Below are 23,738 nucleotides of genomic sequence, written 5' to 3' on the forward strand. Positions count from 1 at the left end.
AGAAAGAACAAAGATTATCGAAGGATTTATTGACCTGAATTCATAATCTCTATCTCAAAACAATTTTAAAATGGCAAGATATACTGGTCCAAGTACAAAAATTGCTCGTAAATTTGGCGAAGCAATCTTCGGAGCTGATAAAGCATTCGAAAAAAGAAATTATCCTCCTGGACAACACGGGATGGCTAAAAAAAGAGGTAAGAAATCTGAATATGCTGTCCAATTAATGGAAAAGCAAAAAGCTAAATATTCTTACGGAATCTTAGAAAAACAATTTAGAAACTTATTCGAAAAAGCAGCAGCTTCTAAAGGTGTAACAGGTGAAATCCTTTTACAATTATGTGAAGCTCGTTTAGACAATGTTGTTTTCAGAATGGGAATTGCTTCTTCTAGAAGAGCTGCAAGACAAATTGTTTCTCACCGTCACATTACAGTAAATGGTGAATTAGTAAACATACCTTCTTATCACTTGAAACCAGGTGACGTAGTAGCTGTTCGCGAAAAATCTAAATCTTTAGAGTCAATTGAACGTTCTTTATCAAACTCTAATCATGTTTACGAATGGATTACATGGAATAATGATACTAAATCTGGTACGTTCGTTACTGTTCCTGCTAGACTTCAAATTCCAGAAAACATTAAAGAACAGTTAATCGTAGAGTTGTACAACAAATAATAATTGACACTAGTCTAAATTATGGCAATATTTAATTTTCAAAAGCCCGATAAAGTTATCATGATCGATTCAACCGATTTTGAAGGTAAGTTTGAGTTCAGACCTTTAGAACCTGGTTACGGATTGACTGTTGGTAATGCACTTAGAAGAGTTTTACTTTCTGCTTTAGAAGGTTATGCTATTACATCTACAAGAATTGAAGGTGTAGAGCATGAGTTTTCTACAATTTCAGGAGTTGTTGAAGATGTTACAGAAATTATCCTTAGTCTTAAACAAGTACGTTTCAAACGTCAAATTGAAGATATCGATAACGAATCAGTAACTATATCTATAACTGGTAAAGAGCAAATTACAGCTGGTGATTTTCAAAAATTTATTTCTGGATTTCAAGTTTTAAACCCAGAATTAGTTATCTGTAACCTTGATCCAAAAGTTAATTTCAATATGGAATTAACAATTGAAAAGGGTAGAGGATACGTTCCTGCAGAAGAAAACAAAAAGCAAAATGCTGCAATTGGTACAATCTTTACAGATTCTATCTTTACACCAGTGAAAAACGTGAAATATGCTATTGAAAATTTCCGTGTTGAGCAAAAAACAGATTATGAAAAATTAGTTTTTGAAATTAAAACTGATGGTTCTATCAATCCAAAAGATGCTCTTACTGAAGCTGCAAAAGTATTAATTCACCACTTCATGTTATTCTCAGATGAGAGAATCACTCTTGAGGCAGACGAAATCGCTCAAACAGATTCATACGATGAGGAATCATTACACATGAGACAATTGCTTAAAACTAAGCTTGTTGATATGGATTTATCTGTGAGAGCATTAAATTGCTTAAAAGCAGCTGAAGTTGATACATTAGGAGACCTTGTCTCTTTTAACAAACACGACTTAATGAAGTTCCGTAACTTCGGTAAAAAATCTTTAACAGAATTAGATGAACTAGTTGCAGTTAAAAATTTAACTTTCGGAATGGATTTGTCAAAATATAAATTAGATAAAGACTAGTTTCTTTATTCAAATTAAATAGCATTTAAAATGAGACACGGAAAAAAGAACAATCACTTAAGCAGACAGACTGGACATAGAAAATCTATGTTAGCTAATATGGCTTGTTCATTAATTGAACACAAACGTATTAACACAACTGTTGCTAAAGCAAAAGCACTTAAACAATTCGTTGAGCCGCTTATAACAAAATCAAAAGAAGATACTACTCACAATCGTCGTATCGTTTTCGCTTACTTACGTAATAAATATGGTGTTACTGAACTTTTTAGAGAAGTAGCAGCTAAAGTTGGTGACCGTCCAGGTGGATACACTCGTATCATCAAAGTTGGTAACCGTTTAGGTGATAACGCAGATATGGCAATGATTGAGTTAGTAGATTTCAACGAAATTTACAATGGTGGTAAAAAAGAAGAGAAAAAAGCTAAAAGCCGTCGTGGTGGAAAAGCTAAAAAATCTGAAACTCCAGCAGCTGAAACAAAAGCTCCTGAAGCTCCAGAAACTTCTTCTGAAGAAACTACTGAATCAGCAGAATAATGAATTCAATTTCATAAATATAAAGGATAAGCTTTCGAGTTTATCCTTTTTTTTATACCCAATATTAAATTATTTATTAATTTGAAGCGAATCGTTTGGGCTTTATCAGTAATCCATTTTCCTGCTGCCTTTCCAAAGCTTCTCTCGTTTAAAAGAACGAGAAAAGGCTTTTCCCTTGCATCAGGGCTAAATAGCCAACTATTAGAATGTTTATAAACTTTAATAAATCCACTTTAGAATTATAAAAGATTAACTTAAATTTGCAAAACAACAACTAACTACTTTTTACTAACTACATCAAATGAAATACACAACTCGTCCACAAGCCATTTTACTATTAGCCGATGGAACCATTTTTTATGGTAAATCAATCGGAATTTCTGGAACAACTTTCGGTGAAGTTTGTTTCAATACAGGAATGACAGGTTACCAAGAAATATTTACCGATCCATCTTATTTTGGTCAAATAATGGTGGCTACCAATCCACATATTGGAAACTATGGTGTAAATGCCAATGAAGTAGAATCTGAAAAAATAATGATATCTGGTCTTGTTTGTAAAAACTTCAGTTTTAATCATTCACGTCCCGATTCTGAAAGTAATTTATACGATTACTTTGAAAAACAAAATCTAATATGTATTTCAGATGTAGACACAAGAGCGCTTGTAAGTTACATTCGTGATAATGGAGCACAAAATTCTGTGATTTCAACAGATGGAACTTCAATAGAAGAACTAAAAAAACAACTAGCAAATGTTCCTGATATGAAAGGGTTGGAACTTGCTTCAAAAGTATCTACCAAAGAGCCTTACTTTTTTGGAAATGAAAACGCAACTTTCAAAATTTCTGCTTTAGATTTAGGTATTAAAAGAAACATCCTTAGAAATCTTGCAAAAAGAGATTGTTATATAAAAGTATTTCCATACAACACATCTTTTGATGAGTTAAAAGCATTTAATCCTGATGGATATTTCTTGTCAAATGGTCCTGGCGATCCAGAACCTCTTGAGCAAGTTCAAGAAACAGCTAAACAAATGATAGCGTCAGATAAACCAGTATTCGGAATTTGTCTAGGTCACCAAATCATAGGTTTAGCAAACGGAATTTCAACTTACAAAATGTTTAACGGACATAGAGGAATCAATCATCCAGTTATGAATGTTCTTACTGGAAAAGGTGAAATAACTTCACAAAATCATGGTTTTGCTGTAAACAGGGAAGAACTAGAAAATCACCAAGATTTAGAAATTACTCATTATCATATCAATGACAATACAGTTGCAGGTATGAAAATGAAATCTAAAAATTGCTTCTCAGTGCAATACCATCCTGAAGCAAGTCCTGGTCCTCATGATTCTTCATATTTATTTGATGATTTTATAGCAAATATTAAACAAGATAAATTTCAAGAAGTATAAAAAAAATGAGGGTTTCCAAAAACCCTCATTTTTTTTATTTTAATACTTTAGAAAATAATTACTAATTATGAAATCCTTTTCGATTAATCTAAGTTTGTGAATTTTTCATAAAGATTTTCAAACTCAATATTGTTTTTAAGAAACAAACTATTGGTTATATACCATCTTTTTAATAATTCACTTTTAACAATCTGATTTTCATGTAAAGCATCAAAAAATGTATTCTTTACTTTATTATATCTTCTCACTTCGTTGTTGTAGTCTTCTACTTTAATGATTTCGTTTGTTTCTAAAAATTTCTTTTTTATTTTTTGAAAATCTTCAAGCACCAAAATATAATCTTGATACAATGGAACTAGCTTCTCATTTTGTTTTATAATAAAATTTATAAATTCAATATTTGCATCGTTTAATGAAGTATCTGTAAAATCATCTTTAAACAAATCGGTTTTTGTTAACGATTCTTGAGCAACACTAGTCATAAAGTTTACACATTCTAAAACATCTTCAACTTTTCTATATTTAAATAATTGAATTAATTTATCGTCTAAAACATTTAGTTTATAAAAAATTAAATTCTGATAGGCATTATATTCAAAAACATTTCTTTTATTAAAGTTTCTAATGTTTATTTTGTATTTTAAACCAAAATCTCTTTTAGTGCTTTCATAGTTTAATATTTCAGAATAATATTTAGCTATTTCAGATTCTTTGTAAGCATAATTTTTAAAGATTTCAGAGTAATCTAAATTACTTTGAACTTGATAATCATTAAGTTTCAATGATTTGTTTTTTAGTAATGTTATCGTTTTGTTGTTTAGTTTAATGAAGGCATCTCTTAAATCGGTGTCTCCATAAACTCCTCGGTCATTTTTAGTTAAATTTTCATTGACATCTTCAAGCTTTTTGTAAATTCTTTCCAAAGTTGTTTGAACTCTATCGTCAGGACTAGCATCAATAATTGAGGTTGAATATTCCATCAAAGATTCTTTGACAAATAATTCGTTTCTACCAAAGTCAGTTATGTAGGCTTTAGCATTTCTGTAGTTCTGAGAAGTTCCTGTTTGATAAGACAAGAGAAAACCTAAAAACAACAATATGTAATAAACTGATTTTAAGTTGGTAGTACTTAAAAAAGAATATTTTTTCATACGATTTTAATTATAATGAATTTGACACAATAAAAATAGATAATTATTTGTAACACACAAATGTATGTATCTATAAAATGCAAAAAAACACGATAAAATGATTAAATATTTATAAAATATAATAAAAATACTACAATTAATTATGTTTTTTAATTTGTTGTATTCGACTCAACTATAATAACAGTTTACATTTTTTTTACCCTACTAAAACGATTGAGTTTATAAGTTTTTTTAAAAATTAATGATTAAGTTTTGACTAATGCTTAAATTTGTGTTCCATATTTTGAGAATATGTAATTATCTAACTATAAAATAAACACAGTAATGAGTATTATAATCAAAGTACACGCAAGACAAATATTAGATTCAAGAGGAAACCCTACAATTGAGGTTGACGTTGTTACAGAAAACGGAGTTTTAGGTCGTGCTGCTGTTCCAAGTGGTGCATCTACTGGAGAACATGAAGCAGTTGAACTTCGTGATGGAGGAAAAGCTTACATGGGAAAAGGTGTTCTTAAAGCTGTTGAAAATGTAAATACTAAAATTGCTCCTGAATTAATGGGCGTTTCTGTTTTTGAACAAAATCATATAGATCAACTTATGATTGATTTAGACGGAACTTCTAACAAAGGAAATCTTGGAGCTAATGCAATCTTAGGAGTTTCTCTTGCGGCTGCAAAAGCGGCTGCAAATGAATTAGGATTACCTTTATACAGATATGTTGGTGGAGTTTCAGCTAATACTTTACCAGTTCCAATGATGAACATTATCAATGGTGGTTCGCATTCTGATGCACCGATTGCTTTCCAAGAGTTTATGATTATGCCTGTAAAAGCAACTTCATTTACTCACGCTATGCAAATGGGAACTGAAATTTTCCACAATTTGAAAAAAGTGTTACACGATAGACATTTATCAACTGCTGTTGGTGATGAAGGTGGTTTTGCACCAAATCTTGCCGGCGGAACAGAAGATGCTCTAGACACCATTAAAAAAGCGGTTGAAAACGCTGGTTATAAATTTGGCGACGAAATCATGATTGCTCTTGACTGTGCTGCTTCTGAATTTTATGTTGACGGAAAATACGACTATACTAAATTTGAAGGTGCAACAGGTAAAATCAGAACTTCTAAAGAGCAAGCTGAATATTTAGCTTCATTAGCAGCAAATTATCCAATTATCTCAATTGAAGATGGAATGTATGAAAACGATTGGGAAGGATGGAAGTACTTAACAGAATTAATTGGTGATAAAACTCAATTAGTTGGTGATGATTTATTTGTTACTAATGTTGAGCGTTTGTCAACTGGAATTGAAAAAGGAATTGCCAATTCAATTCTTGTAAAAGTTAACCAAATTGGTACGCTTACAGAAACTATTGCAGCAGTAAACATGGCTCACAATGCTGGTTATACTTCAGTAATGTCACATCGTTCTGGAGAAACAGAAGATAATACAATTGCTGATTTAGCTGTAGCTTTAAACTGTGGACAAATCAAAACTGGTTCTGCATCGCGTTCTGATAGAATGGCGAAATACAACCAACTTTTAAGAATTGAAGAAGAATTAGGAAATACTGCTTATTTTCCTGGATTGAAAGCATTCAAACAGAAGTAATCAAGTAAATATTTTACATACAACACCTGATGAGTTTTAAACTTGTCAGGTGTTTTTTATTTAATTCAAGATTTAATTCTTAGCTTGTAGAAGAACGAATTCTATTTCAAATTCGTCGAATTCTAATTTTTGAAGATTATTGCAAAAAGGAAATAGTATATTTGATAATCTATTTCTTTATGATGAGACAAATACTATTTTTATTTTTTCTGCTAATATCTTTTTCTGCTTCTTCACAAAATGGAGCAGTGGACAGCCTGAAGTTAGTTTTAAAAAATTCTAAAAACGATATTGATAAAGCTCAAATTCTGAATGCGATTTCAGATGAATATAAGACCAGTGACCCAAAATTGATGGTTATATATGCTACACAAGCTTTAGAATTATCAAAAAAAATTAAATACAAAACCGAAGAAGGAAAGGCTTACTTAAACCTCGGAAATTCAAATATAATAACAGGAAATTATTCTAAGGCACTACAAAATTTCTATTTAGCACAAAATATTTTTGAGTCAGAATCTGTTAAAAATGATGAGAATACAAAAGGTTTAGCAAAAGCTTATGGTAGTATCGGAATCGTTTTTTCGGAACAAAGTAATTATGCAAAAGCACTTCAGTTTTACTTAAAATCAGTAAAAATTTATGAAGGTTTAAAAGACGAATCAAGATGCTCCAAACTTTACAACAACATCGGAATCGTTTATAAATCACAATCTGCAGATTTTAAAGCATTAGAATATTTCATAAAAGCTCAAAAACTTCAAGAAAAGCTAGGTGATCCCAATATTGGAATAACATTAACTAATATCGCAAATTGCTATCTAAAGCAAAAAAATTGGGACAAAGCACTAAGTTATTATTCAAAAGCTAAATCGAGTTTAGATAAAAATCCAAATCCTCGCGCACTTGGTGAATGGTACAATAATGTTGGATTATTTTGCAAAGAGAAGAAAGACTTAGTAAAAGCAAACGAAAACTGGAACGAAGCTATAAAATCATTTCAACTTATTGATGATAAATTTGGTGTTGCAGATACTTACATTCATTTGGCACAATCAAGCCTAGAGCAAAATAACTTATCTGCAGCTTTATCAAATGCAAACAAATCACTTTCATTATCTAAAGAAATAGGTGTCTTAGAACAAATAATGATTTCAGAAAAGTTGTTGAGTGAGATTTATGAAAAACAGAAGAATACAACTTTAGCATTATCGCATTTCAAACTTTATAATCAAGCAAAAGACAGTTTGATAAATGAAGAAAACACCAGAAAAAGTGTTGAAGCCGAAATGAATTTTGATTTTGAAAAACGCGAATTACTTCACAAAAAAGAAATTGAAAAGAAAGAAGTATTGTTAGAGGAACAATCAAAGCAAAGTAAGTTACAATTGTTTTTTGCAGGATTGTTTGGTTTATTACTTTTCGGAATTGGATTCTTGATTTATAATAGAATGCAATTAAAGAAAACATTGACGCTGCAAAAAGAGTTAGCAGAATACGAACAAAAAGCATTGCATTTGCAAATGAATCCGCATTTTGTGTTTAATTGTTTGGGCTCAATTTCAAGTTTTATTGTTCAAAATGGAACAGATACAGCTGTAAAATATTTGGCAAAATTTTCTAAACTAATGCGATTAACTTTAGAATATTCTAAAGAATCACTAATTCCAATTGACAAAGAAATTGAAAGTTTGCAAAATTATCTGGAACTAGAACAGCTTCGTTTCAACAATAAATTCAATTTCAAGATTACTAAAAGTAACGAAATTGAAGATGATATGGCGGTTCCACCATTATTGTTGCAACCATTCGTAGAAAATGCTATTATTCATGGAGTAATTCCGAAGAAAAATATTGGAACAATTGCTATAGATTTTGTCATAGAAAACGAAAGTTTAATTTGTACAGTAGAAGACGATGGAGTAGGGATTGAACAATCAAAAACGGCAAAAGAAAATACGGTAGTTGTACATAAATCAATGGCATTAGACATTACTAAAAAAAGATTGCAAATGATTTCATCGTCCACCAATCAAAAAGCAGATTTTACAATAGAAGAAATAAAAAACAACAATCAAGTAATTGGTACAAAAGTAATTTTGAGTTTGCCAATTCAATATATTAAGTAATTATTTAAGTTACTATTTACTAAAGAAAATATGATTACAGCAGTATTAATAGACGACGATATCAATTTACGCAACGGAATGAAAGGATTGCTTTCACTTTATGCGCCAGAGATAACTATTATTGGTGAAGCAGATAGCGTTGCGAGCGGAGTAGAAGCAATTGAAAAGTTGCATCCGCAAGTGGTTTTCTTAGATATTCAGTTGAATGATGGAACCGGATTTGATATTCTAGAGAAGTTAACAACTAGAAATGGTAAAGCAACTTCACATATAGTATTTATTACAGCTCATGAACAATATGCCATCAAAGCATTCCGATTTAGTGCCTTAGATTTTCTTTTGAAACCAGTTGATCCAGACGAATTGAAAAAAGTGATTGAAAAAATAAAAAGCGTATTGGAGAAAAGCGACAATTATGCTCACATAGATTTATTGTTAGAGAATATTAGAAAAAAAGTAGATAATTTCAAACGTATCGCTTTGTCAAATTCTGATGGAATTCATCTTTTTGAAATTAGTGATATTATTAGATGTGAGAGTGAAGACAACTATACCAAGTTTTTTATTAAAAATAGTAAGCCTATTTTAATATCTAAAACTTTAAAAGAATATGAAGAAATGTTAACCAATCACGGATTTGTAAGAGTGCATCAAAGTCATTTAATCAATTTAGCTTTTTTGAAATCTTATATAAAAAAAGAAGGAGGTTATGTGATTATGGCAGACAATAGCACGATTCCAATTTCACAACGAAAAAAAGAACAACTACAAGAAATTTTGACCAAACAATTGAATAATTAATAATTACACAACATGAAAAAGATATTTTACCTTTTACTATTAATTACAGGATTTAGTAATGCACAAATCGTAAATATTCCTGATGCAAATTTTAAAGCGAAACTTTTGAGTTCTCTACCAAGTAATACTGTTGCAGGCAACTTAAGTTTAACTTTTTTTAAAATTGATTCCAATTCTGATGGACAGATTCAAGTTAGTGAAGCTCTACAAGTTGGTTATATTGATGTGTCAAATTCTAGTATAAATAACCTGACAGGGATAGAAGCATTTACAGGTTTAAAAACGTTAATATGTAACAATAATCAGATTTCAAATTTGGGTTTAAGTGTTTTTTCAAATTTGCAAGTGTTAAGATGTCATAATAATCAAATTTCAAATTTAGATGTTAGTGGATTATCAAATTTGCAACAATTAAAATGTAATAATAATTTATTAACTAGCCTAATTGCTGTAAATTTAATGAATATTTTTATTTTAGATTGTTCTTATAATCAAATAAGTTCCCTAAACACAACTGGGTTAATCAATTTATCAACTCTAAATTGTCAAGGAAATCAATTGTCAAATCTTAGTCTTACAGGATTGTCAAATTTGAGGTTTATTTATTGTGGTGGAAACCAATTACCAGGATTAGATTTGACCGGGTTGCCTATTCTTCAAGAATTGTATTGTAATTTAAATATAATTTCATCGTTAGATGTAAGTTCAAATATTAATCTCAAAATATTAGATATCTCAAATAATTTGTTCTCAAGTATTAATTTGAATTTATTGTCCAATCTTGAACGTTTAGTTTGTAATAACAATTCAATACAGAATTTAGATTTAACAGGATTGAATAATTTACAGTTTTTGAACTGTAGAAATAATCTACTTCAAACTTTGAATGTAAATGGATTAAATAATTTATCTCAGATTTATTGTTATAATAATCTTTTAACTTCTTTATTTATTAAAAATGGTGTGAATGAAAATATTTTAAGTTTTTATGGCAATCCCAATTTACAATTTATTTGTGCTGATTTAACTCAAATAAATTCAGTCCAGAGTCAATTAAATTCTTTAGGATTGACTTCTACAGTTTCAAATACATACTGCTCCTTCACACCAGGAGGAAATTACAACACTATAACAGGAAATATAAAATTTGATGCAAATAACAATGGTTGTGATGCTTCCGATTTGCCACATCCAAACATAAGAATTGATATTAATGACGGTACAAATCAAGGTGCAACTTTCACTAATAATTCTGGAAATTATAATTTTTATACGCAAGCTGGAAGTTTTGTTTTAACTCCAAATATTGAAAACCCAACTTGGTTTAATTTTTCTCCAGCAACAGCAACAATTCCATTTGCGAATAATAACAATAATACAACAACTCAAAACTTTTGTATTTCTGCCAATGGTATTCATCCCGATTTAGAAATTGTCATTGCACCAATAGCACCTGCAAGACCAGGTTTTGATGCTGTTTATCAAATAGTTTATAAGAACAAAGGAAACCAAACCTTATCACAATTGTATGGCGTTAACTTTTTCTTCAATCAAAATTTAATGGATTTTATTTCTGCTACAACAGCTCCTGCAACAATTGGTTCTGGTTCATTGTCTTGGAGTTATGCTAATTTACTTCCGTTTGAAAGCAGAAGTATTTATGTTACTTTAAATATTAATACACCAACTGATGTAAATTATCCAGTAAATATTGGCGATATTTTACAATTTACAACCTCTATTTTACCAATAGCTGGCGATGAAACTACTTCTGACAATACTTTTTTATTCAATCAAACAGTAGTTGGTTCATACGATCCAAATGATATTACTTGCATTGAAGGGACTTCAGTTTCACCATCTTTAATAGGTGAGTATTTACATTATGTAATAAATTTTGAAAACACCGGAACAGCGGCTGCAGAAAATGTTGTAGTAAAAGCCACTATTGATACCACAAAGTTTAATTTGAATTCTTTACAATTACTAAACACATCACATCCTTCTTATGTAAAAATCACTGGAAATATTGTTGAATTTATTTTCGAAAATATTGCATTAGACACTGGTGGACATGGAAATATATTATTAAAAATAAGAAGTAATGGAACCTTACAATCTGGAGATAATGTTTCCAACAGAGGAGATATTTTCTTTGATTACAACGCTCCAATCGATACAGGAATAGCAAATACAGTATTTCAATCGTTAAATAATAGTGCCTTTGAAAAAGATAATTCAGTTGTGATTTTTCCAAATCCAACAAAATCAATTATTAATGTAAAATCTGAGAACAGTATTAAATCAATACAATTATACGATGTGCAAGGAAGATTGTTGCAAACAAAATTAACAGACGAAACTTCATCATCAATTGACATCTCAGATAAATCAAACGGAATTTATTTTCTAAAAATTACTTCTGATAAAGGAATTAAAGTGGAAAGAATAGTCAAAGAATAGGTTAAGTTATTTAGTTAATTAAAGCGTGCTTAGGCGCGCTTTTTTATTACAACTATACTAACCTTGCAATTTTTATATTAAAATTAACGAAAACGTTAACGTATTTGTTTTTTAATTCATTTAGAATTCCATAATTTTGTTAAATTATAAATTATCACGATTAATTTCCACACATATTATGTCAAAAACAGCAATATTAGAATATGATGGCCAAAAGTATGAGTTTCCTGTAATTGTAGGAAGCGAAAACGAACCAGCTATCGATATTGAAAAACTACGTGCCTTGACAGGCGCTATCACTTTAGATCCAGGTTATAAAAATTCAGGTTCTTGTAAAAGTGATATTACTTTCCTTGATGGAGAAGAAGGAATTTTACGCTACAGAGGTTATGCTATTGAAGATTTAGCTGAAAAAGCTGATTTTCTTGAGGTTTCTTATTTAGTGATTTTCGGAGAGTTACCAACAAAAGAGCAACTAACTCAATTTGAAAATGATATTCGTAAGTATACTTTGGTAAACGAAGAAATGAAGAATATCATTGATGGTTTCCCAAAAACAGCTCATCCAATGGGAGTGCTATCTTCGTTAACTTCTGCTTTAACAGCTTTTAATCCAAAAGTGGTTAATGTAGAAAATGAAAAAGAAATGTATGAAGCTGTATGTAAAACAATGGCTAAATTTTTAGTTATTGCTACTTGGACTTACAGAAAAATGATGGGTTATCCTTTAAATTACTATGATAATACTAAAGGTTATGTTGAAAATTTCATGCATTTAATGTTTGAATTGCCAACAGGTCCTTACACACAAAACCAAGTTGTAATTGATGCTTTAGATAAATTATTTATTCTTCATGCAGATCATGAGCAAAACTGTTCTACATCAACAGTTAGAATTGTTGGTTCGTCTCATGCAGGTTTATTTGCGTCAATTTCTGCTGGTGTTTCTGCTCTTTGGGGACCACTTCATGGAGGAGCTAATCAAGCAGTTTTAGAAATGCTTGAAGAAATCCAAAAAGATGGTGGTGATGCAGATAAATATTTAGCAAAAGCAAAAGATAAAGATGATCCATTCCGCTTAATGGGATTTGGTCATAGAGTATACAAAAACTTTGATCCAAGGGCAAAAATCATTAAAAAAGCTGCTGATGAAGTTTTATCTACACTAGGAGTTAATGATCCAATTCTACAGATTGCTAAAAAATTGGAAGAATCTGCTTTAGTTGATGAGTATTTTGTATCAAGAAAATTGTATCCAAACGTAGATTTCTATTCTGGTATCATTTACCGTGCATTAGGAATTCCAACCGATATGTTTACAGTACTTTTTGCAATAGGTCGTTTGCCAGGATGGATTGCACAATGGAAAGAAATGCGTGTGAACAAAGAACCAATTGGAAGACCAAGACAAGTTTATACAGGTCATCCATTAAGAGATTTTGTTCCAAAGGATAAAAGATAAAAATCTTTAAATACTTATAAACAAAAGCTTCGTTAATCAACGGAGCTTTTTTATATTTGTACAAATGCCAAAAGCAAATTATATGTTACAATTAAATGTAAAAAACGAAACTTCAAGATTAAGAGCTGTTGTATTAGGTTCCGCAGTAAATAACGGACCAACTCCAACAGCAGACGAAGCCTACGATCCAAAATCATTAGAACACATTCTCGCAGGAACATATCCAGTTGAAGAAGATATGGTTAATGAAATGGAAGCCTTCAATAAAGTATTTCAAAAATATGATGTGAAAGTTTTTCGTCCAGAAATGATTGAAAATTACAATCAAATTTTCACACGAGATATTGGTTTTGTAATCGATGATGTTTTTATAAAAGCCAATATTCTACCTGATAGAAATCGTGAATTGGATGCAATTCAATATGTAATTGACCAAATGAATCCTGCTAAAGTCGTTCGTCCGCCAGAGGATGTGCACATTGAAGGTGGTGATGTAATGCTTTGGAATGATTATATTTTTATAGGAACTTACAAAGGTTCTGATTATAAAGATTACATCACAGCAAGAACTAATATGCAAGGTGTTCAATACATCAAAGATTTGTTTCCTCACAAAATTGTAAAAGAATTTGACTTAGTAAAATCCAAATTAGAAGCTCGCGATAATGCACTTCACCTTGATTGCTGCTTTCAGCCAGTTGGAACCAATAAAGGAATCATCTACAAAAGTGGTTTCCGTGAAGAAGCAGATTACGTTTATTTAGTAAAATTATTCGGAAAAGAAAACCTATTTCACATCACACGCGATGAAATGTACCACATGAATTCTAATGTGTTTTCAATCGCTCCAGATGTTGTAGTTTCGGAGAAAAACTTCACAAGATTAAATAATTGGCTAAGAGAACAAGGTTTTACAGTAGAAGAAATTCCATACGCTGAAATAGCAAAACAAGAAGGATTATTAAGATGTTCGACTCTACCTTTAATAAGAGATTAAAAAAATTTGTTTCAAGTTGTAAAACCTGAAACTTTAAACAAACAAAAAATGAATCAAACTACAAATTCAATTCTGATGATTCGTCCTGTTGCGTTTAGAATGAACGAACAAACGGCGGTAAACAATTATTATCAAAAAGTCCTTGACGGATTAACTCCTGCGAATGTTAATGAAAAAGCGCAACAAGAGTTTGATACATTCGTAAACAAATTAAGAATGGTCGGAATCGATGTTACGGTTGTTGACGATACTTTAGATCCAGATACGCCAGACAGTATTTTTCCAAACAATTGGATTTCTTTTCACGAAAATGGTGATGTAGTTTTGTATCCAATGTTTGCCGAAAATCGTCGTGCCGAAAGACGTGAAGATATTTTAGATATTCTTGAAGCCAAAGGTTACGAAATCAACGACGGAATTATGGATTATACTTCTGCTGAAGATGATGGATTTTACCTTGAAGGAACAGGAAGTGTTGTTTTAGACAGAGAAAACGGAAAAGCATATTGCGCACTTTCTCCAAGAGCAGATGAAGAATTATTCATCGAATTTTGTGAAGATTTCGACTTAAATCCAATAATTTTTGAAGCATTTCAAACTGTTAATGGCGAAAGAAAATTGATTTATCATACAAACGTTATGATGTGCATTGGAGATACATTTGCCGTAATTTGTGCTGATTGTATCGATGATAAAAAAGAACGCAAAATGGTTCTAGACAGCCTTCGTTCTGACGAAAAAGAAATTGTTCTAATTACAGAAGACCAAATGAACAATTTCGCAGGAAACATGTTAGAATTGCAAGGTGCAGACGAAAGAAGGTACTTAATCATGAGTTCTTCAGCTTACAATGCTTTAACAAAAAAACAAATCGCACAATTAGAAGAACATATTACAATTCTACATTCAAGCTTAGACACCATAGAAGCATGCGGTGGCGGAAGCGCAAGATGCATGATGGCAGAAGTTTTTCTTCCTAGAAAATAAAAATAATTACGAATTTGAAATTACGGATTACGAAAATAATAAAACTCGTAATTCGTAATTTTTAATTTATAATTGAATCAAATTCCTCTAATAATACTCAAAACCGCACTAATTATATATTGAATACCAATCGCGACAGTTAAGAAACCAACAATTCTAGAAATCGCCACAATTCCTGATGCTCCCAAATATTTGGCCAAATAATGTGCACTTCTCAATACCAAAAATATTAGAAGAGAAACCACAAAAATTGAAAGTGTAGAAGACAAAATTTCAGGAGTAGTTTTATGATCTTGATTAAAAGCTATTAATAACGAAATCGAACCTGGTCCAGCCAACATTGGCATAGCAAGTGGTGTTAATGCAATAGAGGTTCTACTTTGCAAATCTTCTTCCACTTCTTTGCTAATCCCTTTTCTCTTCTTCGGATTAGCATTTAGCAAACCAAATCCAGAACTTGCAATCAAAATTCCACCAGCAATTCTAAGTGCTGAAATCGTAATTCCGAAAAAACTCAAAACATATTCACCAACAAAAAAGGAAATCAACAAAATGATACAAACATTTATTGCTGCCAATAAGGAAACTCGCGAACGTTCAGCTTTGTTATAATCTTGAGTCAAACCCACAAAAAAAGGAATCGCACCAATCGGATTCAATACCGAAAACAGCGCGCCGAGCAAAACAAAAAAAGTATTCAAGAAAACATCCATTTTTTGAAAAGTTTAAATTTTCGACAAAGATAAATAAAGAAGTAACGCATAAAGTTAAAATAAAAACAATTATCCGTAATTTTGCATTATGAAAAATAAGAAAACACTTGTTCTTGGTGCTTCCACCAAACCCGAAAGATATGCTTTCAAAGCCATAACAATGTTAGTTGATAAAGGTCATTCGGTTATAGCTATCGGACAAAATCAAGGCGAAGTTGCCGGAATTTCAATCAGAACCAAAAATATTCCACTAGCAAATATCGATACAGTAACGTTGTATTTAAATCCTTTGCGTCAGCGCGATTATTACAATTACATTATCGAAACAAAACCTAAAAGAGTAGTCTTCAATCCTGGTACCGAAAATCCAGAGTTTTATCAATTACTTAAAGCCAATTCCATCAAAGTAGAAGAAGCTTGTACCTTGGTTTTATTGACAACTAATCAATATTAGGAGCGAGTGGTTCGGGCTTTATCAGTAATGGCAATTCCTGCTTTTCGTTCTATCTCGTCCGAAAAGACGAGATGCCACTGCAATCAGGGCTAGAGAGGTTTCCATTTTAATTTTTGATTGAATTTTCCAAAACAAAATTCAGTTCTTCAAATCTGTCAATAGTCATAAAATGTCCTCCATCAACTATTTTTACATCAGATTTTACAAATTGAATAGGTAAAATTCTATCTGCAGTACCATGAATGTGTTTTAGATTTTTGTGGATATGAGCATTCTTCCAGTTTACAATTTTATCAATCGCCCATTTTAGAAAAGTTTCATCTGTATCTTTCAAAATTTCAGTCAACAGATTTTTATTTTCCTTACTATTAATTCCGAAAAACCAAAAACTCAAAAAATTGGATGATTTCATTAATTTAGTTGGAATAAATTTGTGAAGATTTAAGAATCCTGCAAATCGATAATAAAAAGGTATTTCATTTTTACTTTTAGCGGAAGCAATTAAAATTATTTTCTCCGATTCTATAATTTTTCCAACTTCTATAGCCATAATTCCGCCAAAAGATAAACCTATTAAAATTGGTTTTTCTGAAGTAATTTGTTTGGTTAATCTTTTTGCGTAATCTTCGATTGATTCATTCTCAAATGGATTAATCCAATCAATAAAAGTCGCATTGTATTTTGAAAAATCTAAATATTTAAAAACTCTTTTATCAGCACCAAGACCACTAAAAATATATAGATTTTCCATTCCTAAAACTTAGTCTGACTAGTAGCAGGTTTGCTAATAATCAATAATCCAATAAAAGTAATCAATCCGTTAACGATAATCAATTCGTTATCGATTACATAATCTCCAAAAAGAGCAGCTGAATTTTTTGCAATTAAAAAACAAACCAAAGGCGAAATCACACAAATAAAAGGAACCAACTTGTCATGAACCGTTTTTGATTTCATAAACAAACCAAAAGCATACAATCCTAAAAGTGGTCCATAAGTATAACTCGCAACTTTAAAAATCATTGTCACCACAGATTTGTCATTCAACGAATTAAAAACTATAATCACTAAAAACATCAAAATCGAAAATCCAACATGAACCAAATGTCTAGTTCTAACAACATTTGGCTTATTTTGGTTTTCAGCTTTATCCATTCCGAGAAAGTCAACACAAAAAGAAGTTGTCAAAGCAGTCAAAGCCGAATCGGTTGTAGCAAAAGTTGCCGCAGTCAATCCTAACAAAAACACAACTGCAGGAATTATATTCAAATGATTAAAAGCAATTTCAGGAAATAATAAATCAGTGCGTTTCACACCATCAACCATCGGAACAGCGATTCCGTTTTTCTCAGCGTATAAATAAAGTAAAGCACCAACACTCAAAAAGAAAATATTAATCACCACAAAAATTCCGGTAAACGTGAACATGTTTTTTTGAGCTTCACCAATGTTTTTGCAACTCAAATTCTTCTGCATTAAATCTTGATCTAATCCAACCATGGCAATAGTTACAAAAATTCCGCCCAAAATTTGTTTCAAAACAAAGTTACCTTTCAAGTAATCTTCATAAAAGAAAACTTTAGAGTAATTACTGTTTTTTACTGCTTCAAAAGCTTCTGTAAAACTATAATCCAAACTATTACAGATAAAAATAATCGTCAAGAAAACCGAAGAAACTAAGAAAAAGGTTTGCAAAGTATCGGTTATAATAATCGTTTTCAATCCGCCACGATACGTATAAGCAAAAATTAATGCTAATGAAATTAAAACCGTTACTGCAAAAGGAATATTGTAAGCGTCAAAAACAAAACGTTGCAACACAATTACTACTAAATACAGTCGAAAAGCAGAACCAATAGTGCGACTTATCAAGAAAATTGTTGCAGCTGTTTTATAACTCACAACGCCTAATCTTTGCTCGATGTAACTATAAATCGAAGTTAAATTCATGCGATAATATAGTGGAAGCAAGACTGTTGCAATTATGATAAAACCAATCGCATTTCCCAAAACAAATTGAAAATATTTGAACTGCAAATCAGGATTTCCGACTTCACCAGGAACGGAAATAAAAGTTACGCCAGAAAGCGCAGTTCCAATCATTCCAAACGCTACCAAATACCATTTAGAGTTTTTGTTTGCCTTGAAAAAAGCATCGTTACTACTGTCTTTTTTGCTAACAAGATTCGAAATAAGAATAAGAATTCCGAAATAGATAATGATAATCGCTAAAATTGTTCCTGAAGACATAAATAGTTTTTTTGGTTGTGCTAAAATAGAAATATTTGAGAAGAAAGATAATAGAAAATAGAAAAAAGAAAGAACTGAGAATAAATCCAAATCTAATAATCCAAAAATCTAATAATCTAAAAATCTATTTTGTTACTTTTGCCAAATGGAATTTTCATCAAAACTTCTCGAAAAAGCGGTCAACGAAATGGCACAATTACCTGGAATTGGTAAACGAACTGCCTTGCGATTGGTATTGCATTTATTGAAACAACCGAGTGAGCAAACACATTTTTTATCGCAAGCATTAACTTCAATGCGTGATGAGATTAAATTTTGTAAAAATTGCCACAATATTTCTGATATTGATGTTTGTGAAATTTGCTCGAATGCTTCAAGAAATCATAAAATAATTTGTGTTGTTGAAGACGTTAGAGATGTTATGGCGATAGAAAATACGAACCAATTCAAAGGAATTTATCATGTCCTTGGCGGAAAAATTTCTCCAATTGACGGTGTCGGTCCAAGTCAATTGAATATCAATTCGTTAGTTGAAAAAGTAAAATTAGGTGCGATTGAAGAAATAATTTTTGCTTTAAGCTCTACAATGGAAGGTGACACTACCAATTTTTATATTTTTAAACAAATAAAAGAGTGTAATGTCAAAACTTCTACAATCGCAAGAGGAATAGCGGTTGGCGACGAATTAGAGTATGCCGATGAGGTCACTTTAGGAAGAAGTATTTTGCAAAGAGTTCCGTTTGAGAATTCTTTGAAAAATAATTAGTCAATATTCTTTTCTAACTTTTTTGTTTTTACAATTGAAAAACTATCTTTGTTTGCTAAATTATTTTTGATAATGAACTACAGAATACTCTATATATTTTTTATTGGAATTGTATTTACCTCATGTGTACCTACAAAAGATTTGATTTATTTACAGAAAAAAGATAATTCACCTATTCCAACTATCAATGTTGTTAATGCGAAACCTTATCGTTTACAAGTTAATGACGTAATCAGTATAAATATTAAAGCTTTAGATCCAAGGTTAGTAGATATTTTTAATGGTACGACTAATCAGCAAATGCAATCGGTAGAATCACTTTATTTTAATGGTTATACAATAAATGATCATGGTAATATTAGAGTTCCTGTACTTGGGGAAATCAATATTTTAGGATTAACTATCGAAGAAGTTAGAGAAATTATTGAAAAAAAACTATTAGAAGATCACTTTAAAAAAGAAGCTGGAATTTTTGTGAATGTAAAGTTAGCAGGTTTTCGTTATACCATTAATGGAGAAGTTGGGATACCTGGAACAAAAATTTTGTATCAAGAAAAAGTGAATATTCTCGAGGCAATAGCTAATTCTGGAGATATTGCAATTACTGGCGACAGGAAAGATGTAAAAGTAATGAGACAATTTCCGCAAGGAGTTGAAACATATAGTTTAGATTTAACCGATAGTAGAGCAGTTCAATTGCCAGGTTACTATTTGCAACCAAACGATTATGTTTATGTAAAGCCATTAAAACAAAAAACTTGGGGAACAGGAAAGACAGGAATAGAATCTTTAGGAACGATTATTACCATATTATCGTTAGCTACAACAACTTTTTTGTTACTTAAAAATTAATATTCGAGTCAATGTTAGATATAAAAGATTTTTCTTTTTTTGAGAACCAAAATAGCTTTGATTTTAAAGGATTTTTAATCAAGACAGCTAGTTATTGGAAATGGTTTTTATTAGGATTGATTGTGTGTTTGACAATAGCTCATCAAATTAATATTAGAAAGCAAAAAATCTATTCTTTAGATACGACAATTGCAATTAAAGAGCAAGATAACCCTCTTTTTACTTCTAATACAAGTTTGATTTTTAATTGGGGTGGAGCATCAGATCAGGTTCAAAATATTGCTACAACAATAAAATCACGTTCTCATAATGAATTTGTAGTTGATAAACTTCAGTTTTACATTGATTATCTGCAAGAACAAGAATATTTTACAGCAGATGTTTACGGTAAAACTCCTTTTTTAGTAAAAATTGATAAGTCTAAAAATCAGATTTATAAAACTCCAATCAATATAAAATTTATTTCGTCTTATGAATATGAGGTTTCTATAAAATCTTTGTCGAATGCAGTTAGTGTTATGAATTATTCAACTAGTATTGCTGATACTGCACCATCCAAAAGTGGCGATTTTGTAAAAAGATTTAAAGTTGGAGAAAATGTTACTTTGCCTTTTTTAAATTGGACTTTAAATATTGTGAACGCTGATACAAACTATGTTGGTAAAGAATATATTATAGTTTTTAATAGTCTTGATGAGATTGTATCTCGTTATAGAAATATTAAAATTGGAATTGAAGACAAATCGCCATCGATAATTAAGTTGTCTTTAGATGGAACAAATAAATCTAGAATAGTTGATTTTTTAAATGAAACGGTTAAGGTTTTAATTAAAAGGCAACTGGATAGTAAAAATTTATTTGCAGAAAATACTATCAAATTTATCGATACAACCTTGCAAACAATGGAAGGTGATTTAAGAAAAAATAATGCTGATCTTAAAGACTTTAGTAGGAATAAAAATATTACTGAAATTGAAAGTGGAGGAAACTCTTTTCAGGCTCAGATTTTAGATTTAGATAGGGCTAGCGATGCTGTTAATAGAAAATTAAATTACTATAATACTTTAAGTAATTATTTAAGAAGTTCAACAGATTATTCAAAGTTGCCTGCACCATCGGTTGCGGGTATTGATGATCCAAATATTATTACAAATGTAGCCGCATTAATTGACTTGTCTGTTCAAAGAGCAGAAATGAGTGATTATGTAAAAAGTCAGGTGATGTATAATAAGATTGATAGTGAAATTTCTTCTGTTAAAAGAGTTTTATTAGAAAATATAATTGCAGCAAAATCCGCAATTCAATTTGAATCTTCTCAAGTTCGAGGTAAAATATCAGTTGCGGAAAGTAAGTTAACTACACTTCCTGAAGACAAGCAAGAATATCTTAAAATCATGAGAAAATATGATTTGAGTAATGAAATTTATCAAACCTATCTTCAAAAGAGAAGTGAAGCTCAAATTGTTAAAGCTGCAAATTTATCGGATATTCAGTTTATTGATCCTCCAAAGGATATTGGGGGTGGATTGATTGGGCCAAGAACCGGAGTTAACTATGTTATAGCAATTTTCTTGGGTTTATTGATTCCTTTAATTATCGTGTTTTTAATATTTTTTATTAATAATTCAGTACAAAATACAGACGATATTTCAAGTAGTACTTCAATTCCATTAATAGGAGTTGTTGGAGTAAAACATTCGGATTCTAATTTGGCAGTTTTTGACAAACCAAAATCAGCATTATCGGAGTCTTTTAGAGCAATTCGATCTTCATTACAATTTTTGTATAAAAAGCAAAAAGTATCAGGTTCCAAGACCTTGATGTTAACTTCTTCAGTCAGTGGAGAAGGAAAAACATTTTGTTCCATTAATATAGCTACTGTTTTTGCAATGAGTGAAAAGAAAACAGTGATTGTAGGTCTAGATTTAAGAAAGCCAAAGATTTTCGATGATTTTAATGTGAAAAATGATATTGGTGTAGTGAATTATTTAATTGAACAAAACACCCTTGAAGAAGTAACTAAAAAAACTAGAATACCTTATTTAGATTTCATTTCATCAGGACCAATACCTCCCAATCCTTCAGAATTAATTATGGGAGATACCATGAAAAAGCTAATGGAGGAATTGAAAAATAAGTACGATTATATTATTTTAGATACACCTCCTGTAGGTTTAGTTACTGACGCAGTTGAGTTAGCAACTTATGCAGATGTTACTTTATATGTAATGAGACAGAATTTTACCAAAAAAGATATGATTAATCTATTGAATAATAGAGTGTCAAGAGGTGAATTAAATAATGTTAGTATTGTCTTGAATGGTTATGAGAATAAAGCTAAGTACGGTGCGGGTTATGGATATGGATATGGATACGGATATGGAGCTTATTCAAATGGCTACCATGAAGAGGAAGAACCAAAAAACATCCTTTGGAAATATTATAGAAGGATAATAAAGAAAAATAAAAGCTAATGAGTAGCGCCATTCTAATTACTGGAGGAGCCGGATTTATTGGTTCTAATCTTTGTGACTATTTTATATCTCAGGGATACTATGTAACTTGTTTGGATAATTTTGCAACTGGACACAGACATAATATTGACCATTTGTTATCTAATGAACGATTTGAATTAATTGAAGGTGATATAAGAAATCTAGAAACCTGTTTAAAAGCTACTAAAGAAAAAGATTTTGTTCTTCATCAAGCGGCTTTGGGTTCTGTGCCAAGATCTATACAAGATCCTATAACAAGTAATGAAGTTAATGTTACTGGTTTTTTAAATATGTTAGTAGCTTCTCGTGATAATGGAGTTAAGAGATTTGTTTATGCAGCAAGTTCTTCAACATATGGAGATTCAGAGACTTTGCCTAAGATAGAAGAGGTAATTGGAAAACCGCTTTCACCTTATGCAATTACTAAATATGTAAATGAATTGTATGCTGACGTGTTTAGTAAAACCTATGGGATAGAAACAATAGGATTGAGGTATTTTAATGTTTTTGGGAGGCGTCAAGATCCTAATGGAGCTTATGCTGCGGTTATTCCAAAATTTGTTATGCAATTTATGCGTCATGAAAGTCCAGTGATTAATGGTGATGGAACCTATTCTAGAGATTTCACTTACATTGATAATGTGATTCAAATGAATGAGTTGGCAATGACAACACAAAATAAAGAGGCACTTAATACTGTTTATAATACAGCATTTGGTGATAGAGTAACTCTTAATGAGATGGTTAATTTATTGAAAGAAAATTTATCTAAACATGATAAGTCAATAGCAGAAGTATCAATTATTTATGGTGCTAATAGAGTAGGAGATATACCACACTCTTTGGCTAGTATAGAAAAAGCGAAACGATTACTAAATTATAATCCAAAATATTCCTTTTCATTGGGATTACAAGAAGCAGTGGAATGGTATTGGGAAAATTTAAAATAAAATA

20 protein-coding genes are annotated in these 23,738 nt (G+C 30.8%); 16 read left to right on the forward strand and 4 right to left on the reverse strand.

Annotated features, from left to right (window positions below):
* Positions 1 to 70: 70 nt before the first annotated feature.
* From rpsD to carA, 4 genes are all read left to right on the forward strand, one after another.
* A complete protein-coding gene (rpsD, locus tag ACYU7A_RS07855; RefSeq protein ID WP_298395763.1) occupies positions 71 to 676 on the forward strand; it encodes a 30S ribosomal protein S4 in 606 nt (201 codons plus the stop codon).
* A gap of 21 nt (positions 677 to 697) precedes the next feature.
* On the forward strand, positions 698 to 1,690 hold the full coding sequence (locus ACYU7A_RS07860; RefSeq protein WP_344816871.1) for a DNA-directed RNA polymerase subunit alpha: 993 nt from the start codon (positions 698 to 700) through the stop codon (positions 1,688 to 1,690).
* 30 nt (positions 1,691 to 1,720) lie between these two features.
* The gene (rplQ, locus tag ACYU7A_RS07865) at positions 1,721 to 2,227 is read left to right on the forward strand and encodes a 50S ribosomal protein L17 (RefSeq protein ID WP_344816870.1); all 507 of its coding nucleotides are present in this window, start codon (positions 1,721 to 1,723) and stop codon (positions 2,225 to 2,227) included.
* A gap of 301 nt (positions 2,228 to 2,528) precedes the next feature.
* Positions 2,529 to 3,647: a glutamine-hydrolyzing carbamoyl-phosphate synthase small subunit gene (gene carA, locus ACYU7A_RS07870; RefSeq protein WP_460575520.1), complete on the forward strand. Its 1,119-nt coding sequence runs from the start codon at positions 2,529 to 2,531 to the stop codon at positions 3,645 to 3,647.
* 83 nt (positions 3,648 to 3,730) lie between these two features.
* Here the strand turns inward: carA and ACYU7A_RS07875 are convergent, their stop codons facing one another.
* Positions 3,731 to 4,798: a hypothetical protein gene (locus tag ACYU7A_RS07875; protein WP_460575522.1), complete on the reverse strand. Its 1,068-nt coding sequence runs from the start codon at positions 4,796 to 4,798 to the stop codon at positions 3,731 to 3,733.
* A 324-nt stretch (positions 4,799 to 5,122) separates the two neighbouring features.
* Between ACYU7A_RS07875 and eno the strand changes: the two genes are divergently transcribed.
* From eno to ctlX, 7 genes are all read left to right on the forward strand, one after another.
* Positions 5,123 to 6,415: a phosphopyruvate hydratase gene (gene eno / locus ACYU7A_RS07880; protein ID WP_298302831.1), complete on the forward strand. Its 1,293-nt coding sequence runs from the start codon at positions 5,123 to 5,125 to the stop codon at positions 6,413 to 6,415.
* A gap of 179 nt (positions 6,416 to 6,594) precedes the next feature.
* Entirely contained in the window at positions 6,595 to 8,544 is a 1,950-nt protein-coding gene (locus tag ACYU7A_RS07885) for a tetratricopeptide repeat-containing sensor histidine kinase (RefSeq protein ID WP_460575525.1), read from the forward strand.
* A gap of 30 nt (positions 8,545 to 8,574) precedes the next feature.
* Positions 8,575 to 9,345: a LytR/AlgR family response regulator transcription factor gene (locus ACYU7A_RS07890; protein WP_460575527.1), complete on the forward strand. Its 771-nt coding sequence runs from the start codon at positions 8,575 to 8,577 to the stop codon at positions 9,343 to 9,345.
* A gap of 12 nt (positions 9,346 to 9,357) precedes the next feature.
* Positions 9,358 to 11,808: a DUF7619 domain-containing protein gene (locus tag ACYU7A_RS07895; RefSeq protein WP_460575529.1), complete on the forward strand. Its 2,451-nt coding sequence runs from the start codon at positions 9,358 to 9,360 to the stop codon at positions 11,806 to 11,808.
* A gap of 178 nt (positions 11,809 to 11,986) precedes the next feature.
* The gene (locus ACYU7A_RS07900) at positions 11,987 to 13,270 is read left to right on the forward strand and encodes a citrate synthase (protein ID WP_460575531.1); all 1,284 of its coding nucleotides are present in this window, start codon (positions 11,987 to 11,989) and stop codon (positions 13,268 to 13,270) included.
* An 82-nt stretch (positions 13,271 to 13,352) separates the two neighbouring features.
* Positions 13,353 to 14,267 carry a dimethylarginine dimethylaminohydrolase family protein gene (locus tag ACYU7A_RS07905; RefSeq protein ID WP_460575533.1) on the forward strand — a complete coding sequence of 305 codons (915 nt, stop codon included), beginning with the start codon at positions 13,353 to 13,355 and terminating at the stop codon, positions 14,265 to 14,267.
* Between the two features lie 48 nt (positions 14,268 to 14,315).
* Entirely contained in the window at positions 14,316 to 15,254 is a 939-nt protein-coding gene (gene ctlX, locus ACYU7A_RS07910) for a citrulline utilization hydrolase CtlX (protein WP_460575535.1), read from the forward strand.
* Positions 15,255 to 15,331: 77 nt separating this feature from the next.
* Here the strand turns inward: ctlX and ACYU7A_RS07915 are convergent, their stop codons facing one another.
* Positions 15,332 to 15,955 carry a MarC family NAAT transporter gene (locus tag ACYU7A_RS07915; RefSeq protein WP_460575570.1) on the reverse strand — a complete coding sequence of 208 codons (624 nt, stop codon included), beginning with the start codon at positions 15,953 to 15,955 and terminating at the stop codon, positions 15,332 to 15,334.
* A gap of 100 nt (positions 15,956 to 16,055) precedes the next feature.
* On the opposite strand from ACYU7A_RS07915, the gene ACYU7A_RS07920 reads away from it, so the two are divergent.
* A complete protein-coding gene (locus ACYU7A_RS07920) occupies positions 16,056 to 16,421 on the forward strand; it encodes a CoA-binding protein (RefSeq protein WP_460575537.1) in 366 nt (121 codons plus the stop codon).
* Positions 16,422 to 16,527: 106 nt separating this feature from the next.
* Here ACYU7A_RS07920 and ACYU7A_RS07925 read toward each other — a convergent pair whose 3' ends face one another.
* Positions 16,528 to 17,172 (reverse strand): alpha/beta hydrolase, encoded by a 645-nt coding sequence (locus ACYU7A_RS07925; protein WP_460575539.1) that lies wholly within the window; start codon positions 17,170 to 17,172, stop codon positions 16,528 to 16,530.
* A 2-nt stretch (positions 17,173 to 17,174) separates the two neighbouring features.
* Positions 17,175 to 18,671 (reverse strand): sodium:solute symporter, encoded by a 1,497-nt coding sequence (locus ACYU7A_RS07930; protein ID WP_460575541.1) that lies wholly within the window; start codon positions 18,669 to 18,671, stop codon positions 17,175 to 17,177.
* Positions 18,672 to 18,816: 145 nt separating this feature from the next.
* Between ACYU7A_RS07930 and recR the strand changes: the two genes are divergently transcribed.
* The 4 genes from recR (at position 18,817) to ACYU7A_RS07950 (ending at position 23,734) form a co-directional block, all read left to right on the forward strand.
* The gene (recR, locus tag ACYU7A_RS07935; protein WP_460575543.1) at positions 18,817 to 19,437 is read left to right on the forward strand and encodes a recombination mediator RecR; all 621 of its coding nucleotides are present in this window, start codon (positions 18,817 to 18,819) and stop codon (positions 19,435 to 19,437) included.
* Positions 19,438 to 19,509: 72 nt separating this feature from the next.
* A complete protein-coding gene (locus tag ACYU7A_RS07940; protein WP_460575545.1) occupies positions 19,510 to 20,289 on the forward strand; it encodes a polysaccharide biosynthesis/export family protein in 780 nt (259 codons plus the stop codon).
* Between the two features lie 11 nt (positions 20,290 to 20,300).
* Complete coding sequence (locus tag ACYU7A_RS07945; RefSeq protein WP_460575547.1) at positions 20,301 to 22,763, forward strand: exopolysaccharide transport family protein; 2,463 nt, start codon at positions 20,301 to 20,303, stop codon at positions 22,761 to 22,763.
* On the forward strand, positions 22,763 to 23,734 hold the full coding sequence (locus ACYU7A_RS07950; protein ID WP_460575549.1) for an SDR family oxidoreductase: 972 nt from the start codon (positions 22,763 to 22,765) through the stop codon (positions 23,732 to 23,734). The genes ACYU7A_RS07945 and ACYU7A_RS07950 overlap by 1 nt, the downstream gene beginning before the upstream one ends.
* Positions 23,735 to 23,738 lie beyond the last annotated feature (4 nt).

It is taken from the genome of Flavobacterium koreense, assembly GCF_054776075.1.

What these genes read in the sequence shown, in the direction of transcription:
- ctlX (WP_460575535.1), top strand. Translation starts at nt 14,316, where the DNA reads ATGAATCAAACTACAAATTCAATTCTGATGATTCGTCCTGTTGCGTTT.
- ACYU7A_RS07905 (WP_460575533.1), top strand. Translation starts at nt 13,353, where the DNA reads ATGTTACAATTAAATGTAAAAAACGAAACTTCAAGATTAAGAGCTGTT.
- ACYU7A_RS07945 (WP_460575547.1), top strand. Translation starts at nt 20,301, where the DNA reads ATGTTAGATATAAAAGATTTTTCTTTTTTTGAGAACCAAAATAGCTTT.
- eno (WP_298302831.1), top strand. Translation starts at nt 5,123, where the DNA reads ATGAGTATTATAATCAAAGTACACGCAAGACAAATATTAGATTCAAGA.
- ACYU7A_RS07900 (WP_460575531.1), top strand. Translation starts at nt 11,987, where the DNA reads ATGTCAAAAACAGCAATATTAGAATATGATGGCCAAAAGTATGAGTTT.
- ACYU7A_RS07875 (WP_460575522.1), bottom strand. Translation starts at nt 4,798, where the DNA reads ATGAAAAAATATTCTTTTTTAAGTACTACCAACTTAAAATCAGTTTAT.
- rpsD (WP_298395763.1), top strand. Translation starts at nt 71, where the DNA reads ATGGCAAGATATACTGGTCCAAGTACAAAAATTGCTCGTAAATTTGGC.
- ACYU7A_RS07895 (WP_460575529.1), top strand. Translation starts at nt 9,358, where the DNA reads ATGAAAAAGATATTTTACCTTTTACTATTAATTACAGGATTTAGTAAT.
- carA (WP_460575520.1), top strand. Translation starts at nt 2,529, where the DNA reads ATGAAATACACAACTCGTCCACAAGCCATTTTACTATTAGCCGATGGA.
- ACYU7A_RS07930 (WP_460575541.1), bottom strand. Translation starts at nt 18,671, where the DNA reads ATGTCTTCAGGAACAATTTTAGCGATTATCATTATCTATTTCGGAATT.
- rplQ (WP_344816870.1), top strand. Translation starts at nt 1,721, where the DNA reads ATGAGACACGGAAAAAAGAACAATCACTTAAGCAGACAGACTGGACAT.
- ACYU7A_RS07940 (WP_460575545.1), top strand. Translation starts at nt 19,510, where the DNA reads ATGAACTACAGAATACTCTATATATTTTTTATTGGAATTGTATTTACC.
- ACYU7A_RS07925 (WP_460575539.1), bottom strand. Translation starts at nt 17,172, where the DNA reads ATGGAAAATCTATATATTTTTAGTGGTCTTGGTGCTGATAAAAGAGTT.
- ACYU7A_RS07920 (WP_460575537.1), top strand. Translation starts at nt 16,056, where the DNA reads ATGAAAAATAAGAAAACACTTGTTCTTGGTGCTTCCACCAAACCCGAA.
- ACYU7A_RS07890 (WP_460575527.1), top strand. Translation starts at nt 8,575, where the DNA reads ATGATTACAGCAGTATTAATAGACGACGATATCAATTTACGCAACGGA.
- ACYU7A_RS07950 (WP_460575549.1), top strand. Translation starts at nt 22,763, where the DNA reads ATGAGTAGCGCCATTCTAATTACTGGAGGAGCCGGATTTATTGGTTCT.
- recR (WP_460575543.1), top strand. Translation starts at nt 18,817, where the DNA reads ATGGAATTTTCATCAAAACTTCTCGAAAAAGCGGTCAACGAAATGGCA.
- ACYU7A_RS07860 (WP_344816871.1), top strand. Translation starts at nt 698, where the DNA reads ATGGCAATATTTAATTTTCAAAAGCCCGATAAAGTTATCATGATCGAT.
- ACYU7A_RS07885 (WP_460575525.1), top strand. Translation starts at nt 6,595, where the DNA reads ATGATGAGACAAATACTATTTTTATTTTTTCTGCTAATATCTTTTTCT.